The sequence below is a fragment of the Bradyrhizobium sp. 157 genome (assembly GCF_023073815.1).
Classification (GTDB): domain Bacteria; phylum Pseudomonadota; class Alphaproteobacteria; order Rhizobiales; family Xanthobacteraceae; genus Bradyrhizobium.
In genome coordinates this window covers 34,794-47,654 of sequence record NZ_JADPKF010000079.1, presented here as the reverse complement: position 1 = coordinate 47,654, position 12,861 = coordinate 34,794, and the positions used below count along the sequence as shown (strand labels likewise).

Below are 12,861 nucleotides of genomic sequence, written 5' to 3'. Positions count from 1 at the left end.
GTTAGGCAGGTGACATGACCGAGGAATCGCCTGATATCGACATGCCGAATATCGATGCGCCCGTCGGCTACTCCGACGCAGGCGCCGCCGACGCGCCGCTGCTCTGCATCGAAGGAGTGTCGAAGAAATTCGGCGATTTCCGCGCGGTGGACCGGCTCTCGCTCGACATCAAGGCGGGCGAGTTCTTTGCGCTATTGGGCCCGAGCGGCTGCGGCAAGACCACGCTGCTCAGGATGCTTGCCGGGTTCGAGACCCCGGACGAGGGCCGCATCCTGCTTGACGGCCGCGATATCGCGCCGGTGCTGCCGCATGAACGGCCCGTCAACATGATGTTCCAGAATTACGCCCTGTTTCCGCATCTTTCGGTGCGGGACAATATCGCATTTGGCCTGAAGCGCGCCGGGATGGCGCGCGCCGCCATTGATACCCGCGTGCGCGAGATGGTTGCGCTGGTCAAGCTTGAGGGCATGGAGAAGCGCAGGCCGGATCAGCTTTCCGGCGGGCAGAAGCAGCGCGTGGCGCTGGCGCGCTCGCTGGCGCGGCGGCCCAAGGTCCTGCTGCTTGACGAGCCGTTGGCGGCGCTCGACAAGAAACTGCGTGAGAGCACGCAACTCGAGTTGATGGAGCTGCAGCGCCGCCTCGGCATGACCTTCATTGTCGTTACCCACGACCAGGAAGAGGCGATGACGATGGCGAATCGGATCGGCGTCATGGATGCCGGCCGGCTCGAACAGGTCGCCACCCCGCGCGATCTCTACGAGGCGCCCGCCTCGCGCTGGGTCGCCCAGTTCGTCGGCGACGTCAACCTGTTCGATGGCGAGGTCACCTCGCACGAAGACCATTGCCTGACCATTGCGACCCGCGACGGCGGGGGTATTGTGGTCGCCGAGCCGCGCGATCCCGTCGGCAAGACGGTGGTCTCGGTTGCGATCCGCCCCGAGAAGGTCAAGCTGTCGCGCCGCGGCCCGGCGTCGGACGCGGTCAACGCACAGGCGATCAACCGGCTGGAAGGCGTCGTCACCGATGTCAGCTATCTCGGCGGCTCGACGGTCTACAAGATCAAGCTCGATTCCGGCGCGGTGGTGCGCTCGTCGATCGCCAATACTGCGCGGCTTGATATCGACACTTTGAGCGCCGGCCAGCGCGTGGTGGCGTGGTTCACGCCCGACGATTGCGTGGTGCTGGAACGATGAGCGCGCGCCGCATCTTCGCGCAGCCGGCCCGGTATGCCGCCATCGCGCCCTACCTGTGGATGGTACTGTTCTTCCTGGTGCCGTTCGGCTTCGTGCTGAAAATCAGCCTGTCGCAGACCGCGATCGCGCAGCCGCCCTATGTGCCCGTATTCGATTTTGCCGAAGGATGGAGCGCGATCAAGGCGGCGTTCGCGCAGCTGTCCTTCGATAATTTCAGGCTGCTGATCTCGGACAGTCTCTACATCAGCTCCTATTTGCGCAGCGTCGTCGTTGCCGTAACCTCGACATTGATCCTGCTGTTGATCGGCTATCCGATTGCCTATGGAATGGCGCGGCTGCCGCAGCGCTGGCAGGCGATCGCGATGATGCTGGTGATCGTGCCGTTCTGGACCTCGTTCCTGATCCGCATCTATGCCTGGATCAATATTTTGCAGCATGACGGACTGCTCAATAAAATTCTGCTCGCGCTGCATCTGGTCTCGTCGCCGGTGGTGTGGCTCTCGACCGACAGTGCGATGTATCTCGGCATCGTCTATTCCTATCTGCCGTTCATGATCCTGCCGCTGTACGCGACCCTTTCGAAGATGGACCCGTCGCTCTTGGAAGCCGCAAGCGATCTCGGCGCGTCGCCGCTTCAGGCGTTCTGGCTGGTGACGTTTCCGCTGTCCTTGCCCGGTGTCGGCGCCGGCGCGCTTTTGTGCTTCATCCCGATCATCGGCGAGTTCGTGATCCCCGATCTTTTGGCCGGCTCCGGCTCGATGATGATTGGCCAGACGCTGTGGCTCGAATTCTTCACCAACAAGGACTGGCCGGTCGCCGCCGCCGCGGCGGTCGCCCTGCTGGTGCTGCTGGTGCCGCCGCTCCTGCTCTACGACCGGCTGCAGCGCCGCACGTTGGAGGGCGGTCGATGATAGCGCGACATGTCGGCAGGATATCGCCATTCAACATCACCGCGCTCGCGCTGGGGATGGCGTTCCTGTATCTGCCGATCGTCATTCTCGTCATCTATTCCTTTAACGCCTCGCGGCTGGTCACGGTGTGGGGCGGCTGGTCGCTGCGCTGGTACCATGAATTCTTCAACGACCGCGCCATGCTGGATGCGGCATGGATGAGCCTGCGGGTTGCTGCAGTATCGGCCACGATCGCAACGCTGCTCGGCACGCTCGCGGCGGTGGGGCTGGTCCGCGGCGAACGCTTCCGGGGGCGGACGCTGTTTTCCGGCATGCTCTACGCGCCGCTGGTGATGCCCGAGGTGATCTCGGGGCTGTCGCTGCTGCTGCTGTTCGTGGCGCTCAACGCCGAGCGCGGCTTCTGGACCGTGACCATCGCGCACACCACGCTGACGATGTGCTTCGTCACCGTGGTGGTGCAGTCGCGTCTTGCCTCGCTCGACCGCAGCCTGGAAGAGGCCGCGATGGATCTCGGCTGCGATCCGGTGCAGGCGTTTGTTCGGGTGACGCTACCGCTGATCCTGCCTGCCATTGCCGCAAGCTGGATGCTGGCCTTCACGCTCTCGCTCGACGACGTCGTGATCGCAAGCTTCACGACCGGCCCCGGCTCGGCAACGTTGCCGATCCGGATCTATTCCGAAGTGCGGCTGGGGGTGAAGCCGGAGATCAACGCGATCTGCACGATGGTAATCGCGCTGATCGCGGTCCTGATCGTGATCGCCTCGCTTGCCTCGAAACTGTCGGGCGCGCGAGGCGAGAGCGCGGCGCCCCTATAGCCGCGTCACGACTTCACGGCGCCCGCGGTCAGCCCGCCCACCATGTAGCGCTTGAACGCGTAGTAAATCGCGGCCGGCGGCAGCGCGTAGATGAAGCCGGTGGTCATCAGCAATTCCCAGGGCGAGTCGTCGGCGGCCAGGAAATTGCCGAGCGCTACAGGGAGCGTGATCTCGGTATCCTTCGACAGCAGCAGGAACGCGTAGAGATATTCGTTCCAGGCGAGCAGGATCGCGTAGGTGCCGATCGCGACCAGCGAGGGCATCATCAGTGGCACATAGACCAACCGGAACAATTGCAGCGTGGTGGCGCCGTCCATGGTGGCAGCTTCATCCAGTTCGACCGGCAGCTTGTCGGACGCTTGCTTCAAAACCCAGATGGCGTAAGGGGATGCGATCGTCACCATCGCGAGAATCAGCGACCAATGATTGTTCAACAGGCCGTAATTGCCCATGGTGCGGTACATCGGCACGGCGAGGAACGCCGCCGGGATGAAATAGGTGAACAGCGCCAGATTCATCACCCAGCGCCCGCCGGGGACGCGCAGCCGCGAGATCGAAAAGGCGGCTGCGGTCGCGATCATCAAGGTCAGCGCGCCCGCTGAAAGCGCGATCACCACGGAATTGAAGAACTGGATCCAGAAATCTCGCAGGAAGTAGTGCTGCTGGTGGAACACGATGCTGAAATTATTCAGCGTCGGATGATCAGGCCAGAGCTTGCCGGAGAACGCGTCCTCCTTCGGCGAGATCGCGAACAGGAACATGTGATAGATCGGTACCATGGTCCAGATGAACACGGGAATGCCGATCAGCAGCAGTTTGGCTTCGGTGCCGACTTCGCGGAGTGTGGGCAGCTTCATCGCGACAACCGTTTCATCATGAAATAGACCAAGGGCAGCACCAGCGGCAGCGCGCAGACAATGGACGCCATTGCGAGCGAGAGCTGGTCGAGCCGGAGATAGCGGATACCGAGCGTGGCGAGCACATGCGTGAGGTCGGCGGGGCCGCCGCCGGTGAGCAGATACACGCTGTTGAAGTCGCCCAACGTCCAGATCATCGAGAGCAGCGTGCAGGTGATGTAGAGTGTCTGCATCGACGGCCAGGTGATGTAGCGGAATTTCTGCGACCAGCTTGCGCCATCCACCTCGGCGGCTTCGTAGAGATCGTGCGAGATCGCAAGTCGCCCGGTCATCAGAATCAGCGTCCAGAACGGCAGCGATTTCCAGATGTGCACGGCGATTGCCATGGCCAGCGCCACTGTCGGATCGTTCAGCCAGTTCGGGCCGTCCTCGGCGGTGAACTTGAAGATCAGTTGGTTGATCACGCCCCATTCCGGATTGAGCATGAAGCGCACGGAAAGAATTGTCGGAATCGACGGCACCGCCCAGGGCAGGATGAACAGCACCGACAGCCATTTGATCCAGGTGCGCTGCTGGGCGAAGAAGCCCGACAGGAACAGCGCGATCGCCATTTTCAGATTGATGCCGACCAGGAGGAAGATCAGCGTGTTGACCGCAGCGCGCGCAAAAATCGGATCGTGATAGAGCGCGACATAGCTCGCAGGATGCCGCGCCAGCCAGAGGCCATAGCCGACCGGATAGACCACGAAGGCCAGGAACACCAGCAGATAAGGCGTGAGCAGCACAATGCCCCAGACTTGCGGGGTGGTCAGCCGGGCTGATAGCGGCGGGCTTGCTATCGCCTGATCACCGGAAAGCGTGATTGCCATAGTCGTCCGTACTTACAAAAATGAGGCGGCCGCAAGCTGCGGCCGGTGTGTTCGTAACCTCTCCCCGCTTGCGGGGAGAGGTCGGATCGCTCTTGCGATCCGGGTGAGGGGTACAGGACTTTCCGCGGGTTGCGCTCGCGGAGGGAGCCCCTCACCCCAACCCTCTCCCCGCGAAGGGCGGAGAGAGGGAGGAGTGGCCTGTGCTGTTCGTATTAACCCGCGACCTGCTTGATGCGGGCGATCAGTTCGTCGACGGCCTTGTCGACCGGCACCTTCTCGCTCACCACGCGGTTCATCGCCTTGGCCCAGACGTTCTCGTTGTTCAAAATCGTGAACTTCCAGTTCTTGGTGAAGTCGAACGGCGTGGTGCCGCCGGTGAACTGGTTATAGACCGCCTTGCGATGCCGGTCAGCCTGCCAGAACGGGCTCTGCTGGCTGGCCGTCGTCACCGGGAACCAGCGGCCGAGCGCGCCTTCGATATAGGGCCGGATGTTCTCCTCCTGCAGCAGGAACTTGATGAACTCCTTGCCCTCGGCCTTGTTCTTGGCGACCGTGAACATCAGGCCGGTCTTGACGTCGGAGCGATACTTGATCGGCGTGCCGTCCGGCTTGTTGGGGAACGAAGCCGTGATGATGGTCTCATCGTAATTCTTCTTGCCGAGCGCGCGCTGCTCCGGCGTCAGCGCCGGGTTATTGGCGTCGTCGAGCCATTTCGCGGCGATCGAGATCGTGAAGTTGTGCGTCATCACGATCGTCTTGTTGTGGAAGGCGACGTTGTTGTCCGGATCCTTCCAGGTGGTGGAGGAGGGCGGCGTGCAGCCCTTGATGTAGGTGTCGGTGTAATCCTTCATCGCCTTGATCAGGTTTTCCCGCACCTTGGGATCGTCGACCAAGAGCTTGCCGTCGTCGTCGACCAGCTTGACGTTGTAGGCGTCCATGAAGGTGTAGAACGACTGGAACGAGTCGGTGGATTCCACGCCCATCGGCTGGCCGACGGCATAGACGCGCTGACCGGTGGCCTTGCGGATTGCCGGTTGCACCTTGTTGCACCAGAACGACCAGTAGTCTTCCCATTTAGTCGGGATGTCGCTCTGCTTGAAGCCGGCCTGCTCCAGCATGTCCTGCCAGATCTGGACGTGCATACTCTGCTGCTTCAGCGGGAAGCCGTAATAGGCCTTCTTCTTGGCGACGTCGTTATAGAGCAGCGCGGTTTCCAGCGTGTTGGGCGCGAATGCGGACTTCATCGGCGTCAGGATGTCGCCGAGATCCTCGAGCTTGCCCTCGAATGCCCACTTGCCCTGCGCCTGCACGTCATAGCTGTCGGAATAGGCGACGTCGGGCACCGTGCCGGAATCCAGCGCCGCCACAGTCTTCGGGATCATGTCCTGAATGGCGTATTGCGAAAGCTCGACCTTTATTCCGGTCTTGGCCTCGAATTTCTTGATCGCCTCTAGAAGCGCATCGTCTTCGGACTTGTAAAAGCCCTTGCCGAACCAGACCGTGATGGTCTTCTGCTGGGCGAGCGCGGGCGCCGTGGCGTAGAACAGGCCGACGGCAGCGACCGCGAGTGAAACTGATCTCCTGGATATCACATTGTTCTCCCTGAAAACGCCGGCTTGTTAACCGGTTGGATAAAAGACTAGCCCATGCGCGCGGCGCGATCCAGATGGGGCGATGCAAACTTCTGTAGGGGGATATTCAGGGCGCAAATGCGGCAAAGATGTCTGCGCAAGGCTGCGCGTTTTGGTTCAATCATTTTGGTTCAATCATTTTTGGGTCGTTGGATGCCGGAAGCCAGGAGAGTTTGGCTCAGCGCCTGGCGTCGAAAGGCTAGCTAGGTTCAGCGAGTAGCCTGCATGAGCGAAGCGATATGCGGGGATGAGGGTCCCCGGATATCGTTTCGCTCATCCGGGCTACGCCTGCTATGTCCTCATCGATTGCCGACGCATCTCAGAAAACCCCGATCTGCGGTTTGGCGATCATCAACCACATTATGATCGCAACCGCGGTGAACGCCGGAATGCCGAAGGCAAACCATAGCCAGAAAATCCGGTGATATTCGTTCGGCAGCGGCTTGCCCTCTGCCGCTGCGATCACGGCGAGGTCGCGCAGGCGCATTTGCATCCACACCACCGGCAGCCACAGCGCGCCGGTGATGACGTACAGCACGATCGACCAGACGATCCATCCGTCCCAGAACGAATAGCCGACGTTCAGCACGAGCAGGGTGCCGGTGATGGGCTGCACGACGACGGCGGTCGCCGTGAAGATGAAGTCGGCAATCACGACGATGCGGGCGACGCCGGCGATCACGGCCGGCTTGCCGCCGAGGTGAGCCGCCAGCATGAAAAAGGCGATGCCCGCGCCGGTGCCGAGCAGCACGGCGGCGCCGACGACATGGAGATATTTAAGGACGAAATACAGCATCACCGGTCCTCGAGCACCGCCAGCGCCGCGAAATGCAACACGATGATCGGCCAGATCTTCAGCATCGGTCCCAGCGGATCGGCCCAGAGCCGCGGCACCAGGATGGTGCCGATGATCGCGTAAGCGAAGGAAATGGCGATGGCCGCATAGAGGCCGTAACGGCTGGTCGGCCTATAGGCGATCGCAAGTCCAATGACCAGATCGGCCAGGGCGCCCGCGATGACCGTGAGCGCGGCAGCCGTTCCTTCCACGCCGCCTTCGCCCATGAGGCCCATGCCATACCCCCAGCCCGGCCCCAGCGAGACGAACGCGGTCGAGAGCCAGAACAGGGACAAGACGATAAATATCGCGGGCTTGACCAGGTACATGCCGGCAAACCAGCGTTCCTGCACGGAAGCCGGTTCAGCGGCGAAGAATTCCGGAAGGCTTTTGGGCTGCAGCCCGAGCCGCTGCATGTCTTCGAGATTGCCAACGGCGCCGCGCACCATCTCGCGCTCGGCCGTGCTTCGTACGGGAGGCCGCCAGCCGAGATACGAAATCATGTCGCCAAGCTTGTACATGAGGCTGGAAGCGAACTGCGGCAGGCGAATTTCCCGTGCCGGCGGCCAGCGGCACCAGCGGCGGATCAGCGCGACGACTTCGCCGAAGGAATAGCGCTGCGGGCCGACCAGCTCGACAACCTGCCGTGCCGGCGTGGCGGGGTCGAGAAAATGCTCCACGGTCCGTACGACGTCCTCCAGCAGGACGATCTGGAGCTGTCCCGTGTTCGGCATCACGGGAATGGCGGGCAGCGCGGCCAGGCCTCGCATCAGCGCGCTGGCGCCATAAGCCGGGCGGCCGATCACCACTGCGGGCCGCAAGATGACCCAATCGAGATCGCGCTCCATCAGCGCCTTGTCGCCGGCCAATTTCGATCGGGAAAATTCGCTCGGGGTTTCTCGGTCGACGCCGATTGCAGAAAAATGGATGACGCGACGGATCTGGAGCTGCTCGCAAGCGGCAAAGAGGTTCGCGATGCCGTGATGATGCACCATTGAGGTGGAATCGCCCGGGCTGTCCTGGAGCACCCCTGCGCAATTCACGACCGCCTCGACGCCAGCGAGATGCGGCAGCCAGTATGCTGGCGACGTCGCCTTGGAGATATCGACGTTGCCGCTCCTGCTCATCGAAACGACGGAATGACCGCGCGAAGACAGGTGAGCCACGAGTGTCGATCCGATCAGCCCGGTCCCTCCTATAACAGCAATTTTCATGACCGGCTCCGCATTGAAAGTCACGCCTGCTTCCGCGAACGCAGGCTCCGAACGAATTCCTCCAGAAAGGGAAGCACCTCAAACAACACGGAAGCCGACAAGAAACCGGCGACGAATTGCCAGGGCAGCGGGTGCTGCTTGAGAACAAGGTCATAGCGCGCAGCCTCGGGGCCAAGTCCCCACAGGCTGAGAAACTGCGGCCAATTTAACGCGGTGACGATGAGCATGGCCGTGAGAGGCATCAGCTCGAGAAAACTATGCACATGCTGTTCGATGGGCGGGATGGTTCGCTTTTGGCTGGCGAATGTTGTGTCCCACCACGCCGTCAATTGATGCAGAACGAAGCAGACAATCATGATCGCGATGATGAGCGCGTTGATCTCAAAGAACATCGCCGCCATGAGGGGAATGCCTATCTCTGCCAACATCAACAGATGAAGCAGCGATTCCTTGTAGCCGCTCGTCAATTCGATCCGCGTAGCGCGATGGCAGAGGTAATCGGCAAACCCGGCCAATAGCCAAACCGGCAGGACAAAATACAACAATATCGTTTCGGCCGCGGCGGGATGAGACATCGGCTTTCCGGCTAAGCGGTCCTGTCCATCACAGCGTATCGGGAGTGCGGACGGGCGAGGACTTGTCCTCATTTCGCAACTCCTGCTCCGCCAGGCGCCAGAATTCGTCTTCCTTGCCTTCGGGCTTGCCGTTGCGCTCCCAGATCTCATAGGCGCGCTTTTTAATTTCCTGTTCGGTTGGCTCGGTCATCAAGGTCTCCTCCTTCCATCTCTGCACGGTAGCTGTCGCGCGGCTGATCTCAGCGATTGGGACGTCACGTCGAAGCTTGCGACCGTCGCGAGGCTGCAACCTCCTTCCTGACGCATGCAGTCGCCATCGCGTCTACGCGCAGCGCTGCATGACGGCTTGCCTTGCACTTCGGGATAAGCGCGCAGCGAGGAGCAAGGTTCCTGGATGAAACCGGGCTTAGGTCGGTTTTGGAATAGAGGTAGCGCAATCGACTAGGGCTGTGGCAGCGCGCGCCGGCTTCCTATCGCCCCGGTTAAGGACGGCTCAGAACGAATTCGCCAATTCGATCTCCGCCTTCAGCGCCGCGATCCGTCGCTCGGCTTCCCGTGCCGTCAGGTTGTTCTCAAATAGTTTTGGCTGATAGGCCTCGGCGCTGAGCATGCGCAGCGTCGCCAATTGGCGCGGCGTCATCGGCGCATCCACCTGGTCCGGGAGACGGGACATTCTGGAACCCCAAAGAATCTTCGATTCGATCCGAACTCTTAACTTGAAATTTGTTCTTTATTTGTTCTTATAGGGCTCTACCGCAGCGAGGTGGTCCATGGACAACAAATTGAATGAAATTCGCAGAAAAATCAGGTTCTTACGGTCGGAGATGCTGAGCGCGGAGGATAACATCCGCAAACAGGTCAACCGGGATGAGGACTGTTCGGAAGCAGCAATGCGTCTGATGGCCATGCGGGCCACCATGGTCGGCCTCATCGGCGAACGGAACCGGCTTGGCGGCGAAGAGCGGCTGCTCAATGTCGATGAGCGGCTGAAGCTGGAGGTCCGTGCGGTCAGCAGGAAGCCCGCGATCGGGGCGCCTGGCCGCCGTGAGCGATGATCCCATTCAAGCCCTGCGCCGGCGGATTGCCGAACTGGATCAGCTTGCTCGTCAGCTCAATCAATCCGGCCTGGATAATGCGCGGGCGCAGCTCCTGCTCGCGCGCAAGCGGGCGGAGTTGGAAGATTTCATCAACAGAGGCGGGCGATGTCAGCACTACTCAGATGGTACGACCCCAACGCAGATAACCCGCCGTGGCTAAAAGCCCTGGCGGAGGTTCGGATCAGGGCGACGCGGGAAGGATGGTGCCATGCCCACGTCCAGGCAATCGTTGTCGCGATCGATCAATATGCCGAAGCGGCGCTGGGCAATCGGGATTACTTTCTCAACAGGCCGCATAGCATCGGTGATCGGCGCAGCGATAACATTCCATGAATTAATTTCGGAGGAGGTTGCATGCTTGAGCGATGCGGCTACAGGGCGGCGCTTTATCTTTTAGCTTTGATCGCGGCCGTAAATTGCAGCTTTTTCATCTATTCGCAGTGGTATCTGCCGCGCCTTGGGGATGGTCTTGCGATTCACGCGGTGGCCGCGCTGGTCGTTTTGCTGGGCCTCTGGCTGTTCAGCAAAATTGCGCGATATGCAGGTGCGGCATTTTATTTTCTTGCTGCGGGATCTACCGCCTTTGCATTTTGGGGCTTTTCTGGCCCGGTGCATGTCGGCGTCATCTGGGCCGCGATAATAGGCGTTCTGAGTCTGGCTGCCGCATTGCTCCTCGTTTTCTCAAAACCGTTCGCAAGAGAATTTGCGGCCGAGCGCGAAAAGCGACCTGCGTATAAAAAGTATCTCCTTCACGCGTTCACGTTGGTGATCGTCGTTGCGGCGGGAGCTGCCACATTGGTCGACGTCGTCGCTTTGTTTTCCAGCTACCAAGCCCAGTAAGCGGATTAGCTAAGGCGTAATCCGTCAACCCGGGGTCGTTAAGGCGGATTACGCTGACGTTAATTCGCTTTCGCCGGTGCATTGGCCGGCGCGTCCGCCGCCGCCTCCGGTACCGCCTGCCGCGATCCTCCACCGGTAAACCGCTCGATCACCGAGCGCACCGCATCGCGCGTCTTGCGGTCCTTCACCGCATCGAGCAAGGGCGCTGCGCCCGGCGAACGGCGAATCAGGCTTTCCGGATCGGGAAACACCAGCGGATCATCCCATGGGCCCTGCACCACGAAGGGCAGTTCAAAGCCCTTGTCGCCGCCGGCCGCGGTTGAGGTCAGGCTGGCGACGCCCTTGAGGTCGTATTCGCGAGCCGGCACCGAGGCGGTGCCGGTGAGCGTCAGGCGCGTGGTCGGTCCGTCGACGCGGATATCTTCGACGGTGGCGATGCCGTCGTTGAAGTGCACCGAAACGGTGAGGTTGTCGTAAGGTGTCGTGCCCGAGCGGAAATTGCCGCCGCCGGATAGCGGCCGCCGCTCCAGCCGCTTCAAGAGCTGCTCGACATTGAAGCCGGCGATCGCGCCGTCATGACCGGTGAGCGTGGCGGTGCCGTCGAGCGAGGAGGCGAGGCCGAACGGGCTCGAGCCGGAGGCGATGAGCGAAACGTTGAGATTGCCGCGGCCGGACAGCTTGTTGGTGCCGAACAATTCGCTGGCACAGGCCTGCAGGTCGACGTCGGTGAACTGGAGCTGCGCCTTGACGTCGGCCACCGTGTCGGAACGCGCGATTCCGAACGAGCCCTTGGCAATGCCGCCATACATCTGCGCCTCGCCGACCGAGAGCGCCAGCGCGCCGCCGCGCAGATTGGCGCCAATGGCAGTGCGGCCGAGTTTGGTCCCGCCGACCGTCACCTTCGCCGCCGACAGGCGCATGTCGAGATCGGTGGCGGAGAGCGAGGTGAGGTCGAACAATTGCCGGTTCCAGTCGCGCGCGCCGCTCGCAAGCAGGCGGACGGTCGAGATATAGGGCGTGAAATCCAGGTTGCCGGCAGCCAGTGTCGCCTGCAGCGTCTGGCGGCCGTTATTGGCGACCGTCATCACGCCTTCGGCGACGTTGCCGTCGAGTTCGACATTCACATTGGTCAAGGCAACCGAGGCGCCGACGACGTTGGCGCGGGCCTTGAGCGCAAAGCGGCCGAACCCGCCGCTGCCGGGCACCGGCTGTCCCATCCAGCGCAACGCGTTGCGCAGTGACACGCTGTCGACGGTAACCGTGCCATCCATCATCAGGCTGGTACGGTTGGCGACCGAACCGTCGAAGGCGAGCTTCAGCGGCGCGCTGACCAGCCGCGCCTTCAGACCCGAGCGGTCGCCTGAGAGCATCGCGACGAAGTCGCTGGCCGAGATCGAGCCGTCAACGCGTTCGCCGCGCCAGTCGAATTGTCCGGTCGCGGCGAACGAGCGCGAGATCGACGGCCAGGCCAGCGAGAGATCGATGTCGCCGAGCTGTTCGGTGACACGGTTGGCGGCATCCTCGTATTTGAGCACACCGTCCTGGATCCTGATTTCCGAGAATGACACCTGGTTTTCGGCGCCGGGCTTCATCGTGCGCGCGATGCGTTCGACAAACGGCGTCCAGTTGCTCTGGCCGCTGGCCTCTCTGACGACGTGGATATGCGGCCGCAACATCATGACGTCTGCGATTTCGAAGCGGCGCAGCAACAATGGCAGCAGGCGCAGATTTGCGGTCAGCACCTCCACCTGCAGCGCGGGGTCGGCGGTGCCGCCGCCCTTCAGCCCGACATTGTGGAACGAGACATAGCTGCCCGGAAACACCGATACGTCGATCGCACCGGTGACCACCAGTTCGAGCCCGGTGACGGCGCGGATCTGCGCCTCGACTGCCTGCCGTAGCGCGTCGCGGTTGATGAACCAGGAGGTTCCGATCAGGGCGAGCACGGCCACGCCGAACAGCGCCGCAACCGGCATCCCGAGGCGCTTCATTCCTTGGGCCATCGTCAGTGACATATCCGGATC

General features: G+C 61.7%; 15 protein-coding genes. 6 read left to right on the top strand and 9 right to left on the bottom strand.

Annotated features, from left to right (window positions below):
* The first annotated feature begins 41 nt into the window (after nt 1-41).
* The 3 genes from IVA95_RS20945 to IVA95_RS20935 are packed head-to-tail and all read left to right on the top strand — an operon-like array spanning nt 42 to nt 2,919.
* The gene (locus IVA95_RS20945; protein WP_247512232.1) at nt 42-1,193 is read left to right on the top strand and encodes an ABC transporter ATP-binding protein; all 1,152 of its coding nucleotides are present in this window, start codon (nt 42-44) and stop codon (nt 1,191-1,193) included.
* Nucleotides 1,190-2,104 carry an ABC transporter permease subunit gene (locus IVA95_RS20940; protein WP_247512183.1) on the top strand — a complete coding sequence of 305 codons (915 nt, stop codon included), beginning with the start codon at nt 1,190-1,192 and terminating at the stop codon, nt 2,102-2,104. Before IVA95_RS20945 ends, IVA95_RS20940 begins: the two co-directional genes overlap by 4 nt.
* A complete protein-coding gene (locus IVA95_RS20935; RefSeq protein ID WP_247512182.1) occupies nt 2,101-2,919 on the top strand; it encodes an ABC transporter permease in 819 nt (272 codons plus the stop codon). The genes IVA95_RS20940 and IVA95_RS20935 overlap by 4 nt, the downstream gene beginning before the upstream one ends.
* A 5-nt stretch (nt 2,920-2,924) precedes the next feature.
* Here the strand turns inward: IVA95_RS20935 and IVA95_RS20930 are convergent, their stop codons facing one another.
* From IVA95_RS20930 to IVA95_RS20895, 8 genes are all read right to left on the bottom strand, one after another.
* Nucleotides 2,925-3,776, bottom strand: coding sequence for a carbohydrate ABC transporter permease (locus IVA95_RS20930; RefSeq protein WP_247512181.1), 852 nt, complete (start codon nt 3,774-3,776; stop codon nt 2,925-2,927).
* Nucleotides 3,773-4,645 (bottom strand): sugar ABC transporter permease, encoded by an 873-nt coding sequence (locus IVA95_RS20925; RefSeq protein ID WP_247512180.1) that lies wholly within the window; start codon nt 4,643-4,645, stop codon nt 3,773-3,775. Before IVA95_RS20925 ends, IVA95_RS20930 begins: the two co-directional genes overlap by 4 nt.
* Nucleotides 4,646-4,857: 212 nt before the next feature.
* A complete protein-coding gene (locus tag IVA95_RS20920) occupies nt 4,858-6,234 on the bottom strand; it encodes an ABC transporter substrate-binding protein (RefSeq protein WP_247512231.1) in 1,377 nt (458 codons plus the stop codon).
* Nucleotides 6,235-6,595: 361 nt separating this feature from the next.
* Nucleotides 6,596-7,072, bottom strand: coding sequence for a DUF2269 domain-containing protein (locus IVA95_RS20915; RefSeq protein WP_247512179.1), 477 nt, complete (start codon nt 7,070-7,072; stop codon nt 6,596-6,598).
* Nucleotides 7,072-8,325 carry an SDR family oxidoreductase gene (locus IVA95_RS20910; RefSeq protein WP_247512178.1) on the bottom strand — a complete coding sequence of 418 codons (1,254 nt, stop codon included), beginning with the start codon at nt 8,323-8,325 and terminating at the stop codon, nt 7,072-7,074. Before IVA95_RS20910 ends, IVA95_RS20915 begins: the two co-directional genes overlap by 1 nt.
* Nucleotides 8,326-8,345: 20 nt before the next feature.
* Nucleotides 8,346-8,840 (bottom strand): hypothetical protein, encoded by a 495-nt coding sequence (locus IVA95_RS20905; RefSeq protein WP_247512177.1) that lies wholly within the window; start codon nt 8,838-8,840, stop codon nt 8,346-8,348.
* 88 nt (nt 8,841-8,928) lie between these two features.
* On the bottom strand, nt 8,929-9,090 hold the full coding sequence (locus IVA95_RS20900; protein WP_213253301.1) for a DUF2934 domain-containing protein: 162 nt from the start codon (nt 9,088-9,090) through the stop codon (nt 8,929-8,931).
* A gap of 303 nt (nt 9,091-9,393) precedes the next feature.
* On the bottom strand, nt 9,394-9,573 hold the full coding sequence (locus IVA95_RS20895) for a DUF3072 domain-containing protein (RefSeq protein ID WP_247512176.1): 180 nt from the start codon (nt 9,571-9,573) through the stop codon (nt 9,394-9,396).
* A 217-nt stretch (nt 9,574-9,790) separates the two neighbouring features.
* On the opposite strand from IVA95_RS20895, the gene IVA95_RS20890 reads away from it, so the two are divergent.
* The 3 genes from IVA95_RS20890 to IVA95_RS20875 all read left to right on the top strand — a co-directional run bounded on the left by IVA95_RS20890 (nt 9,791) and on the right by IVA95_RS20875 (nt 10,837).
* Nucleotides 9,791-9,955: a hypothetical protein gene (locus IVA95_RS20890; RefSeq protein ID WP_247512175.1), complete on the top strand. Its 165-nt coding sequence runs from the start codon at nt 9,791-9,793 to the stop codon at nt 9,953-9,955.
* On the top strand, nt 9,945-10,157 hold the full coding sequence (locus tag IVA95_RS20885) for a hypothetical protein (RefSeq protein WP_247512237.1): 213 nt from the start codon (nt 9,945-9,947) through the stop codon (nt 10,155-10,157). The genes IVA95_RS20890 and IVA95_RS20885 overlap by 11 nt, the downstream gene beginning before the upstream one ends.
* Before the next feature lie 194 nt (nt 10,158-10,351).
* On the top strand, nt 10,352-10,837 hold the full coding sequence (locus tag IVA95_RS20875) for a hypothetical protein (protein WP_247512173.1): 486 nt from the start codon (nt 10,352-10,354) through the stop codon (nt 10,835-10,837).
* Between the two features lie 59 nt (nt 10,838-10,896).
* On the opposite strand, the gene IVA95_RS20870 is transcribed toward IVA95_RS20875, so the two are convergent.
* Nucleotides 10,897-12,840: an AsmA family protein gene (locus tag IVA95_RS20870; RefSeq protein ID WP_247512230.1), complete on the bottom strand. Its 1,944-nt coding sequence runs from the start codon at nt 12,838-12,840 to the stop codon at nt 10,897-10,899.
* Nucleotides 12,841-12,861 lie beyond the last annotated feature (21 nt).

What these genes read in the sequence shown, in the direction of transcription:
- IVA95_RS20870 (WP_247512230.1), bottom strand. Translation starts at nt 12,840, where the DNA reads ATGGCCCAAGGAATGAAGCGCCTCGGGATGCCGGTTGCGGCGCTGTTC.
- IVA95_RS20900 (WP_213253301.1), bottom strand. Translation starts at nt 9,090, where the DNA reads ATGACCGAGCCAACCGAACAGGAAATTAAAAAGCGCGCCTATGAGATC.
- IVA95_RS20895 (WP_247512176.1), bottom strand. Translation starts at nt 9,573, where the DNA reads ATGTCCCGTCTCCCGGACCAGGTGGATGCGCCGATGACGCCGCGCCAA.
- IVA95_RS20925 (WP_247512180.1), bottom strand. Translation starts at nt 4,645, where the DNA reads ATGGCAATCACGCTTTCCGGTGATCAGGCGATAGCAAGCCCGCCGCTA.
- IVA95_RS20910 (WP_247512178.1), bottom strand. Translation starts at nt 8,325, where the DNA reads ATGAAAATTGCTGTTATAGGAGGGACCGGGCTGATCGGATCGACACTC.
- IVA95_RS20915 (WP_247512179.1), bottom strand. Translation starts at nt 7,072, where the DNA reads ATGCTGTATTTCGTCCTTAAATATCTCCATGTCGTCGGCGCCGCCGTG.
- IVA95_RS20940 (WP_247512183.1), top strand. Translation starts at nt 1,190, where the DNA reads ATGAGCGCGCGCCGCATCTTCGCGCAGCCGGCCCGGTATGCCGCCATC.
- IVA95_RS20930 (WP_247512181.1), bottom strand. Translation starts at nt 3,776, where the DNA reads ATGAAGCTGCCCACACTCCGCGAAGTCGGCACCGAAGCCAAACTGCTG.
- IVA95_RS20875 (WP_247512173.1), top strand. Translation starts at nt 10,352, where the DNA reads ATGCTTGAGCGATGCGGCTACAGGGCGGCGCTTTATCTTTTAGCTTTG.
- IVA95_RS20890 (WP_247512175.1), top strand. Translation starts at nt 9,791, where the DNA reads ATGCGTCTGATGGCCATGCGGGCCACCATGGTCGGCCTCATCGGCGAA.
- IVA95_RS20945 (WP_247512232.1), top strand. Translation starts at nt 42, where the DNA reads ATGCCGAATATCGATGCGCCCGTCGGCTACTCCGACGCAGGCGCCGCC.
- IVA95_RS20935 (WP_247512182.1), top strand. Translation starts at nt 2,101, where the DNA reads ATGATAGCGCGACATGTCGGCAGGATATCGCCATTCAACATCACCGCG.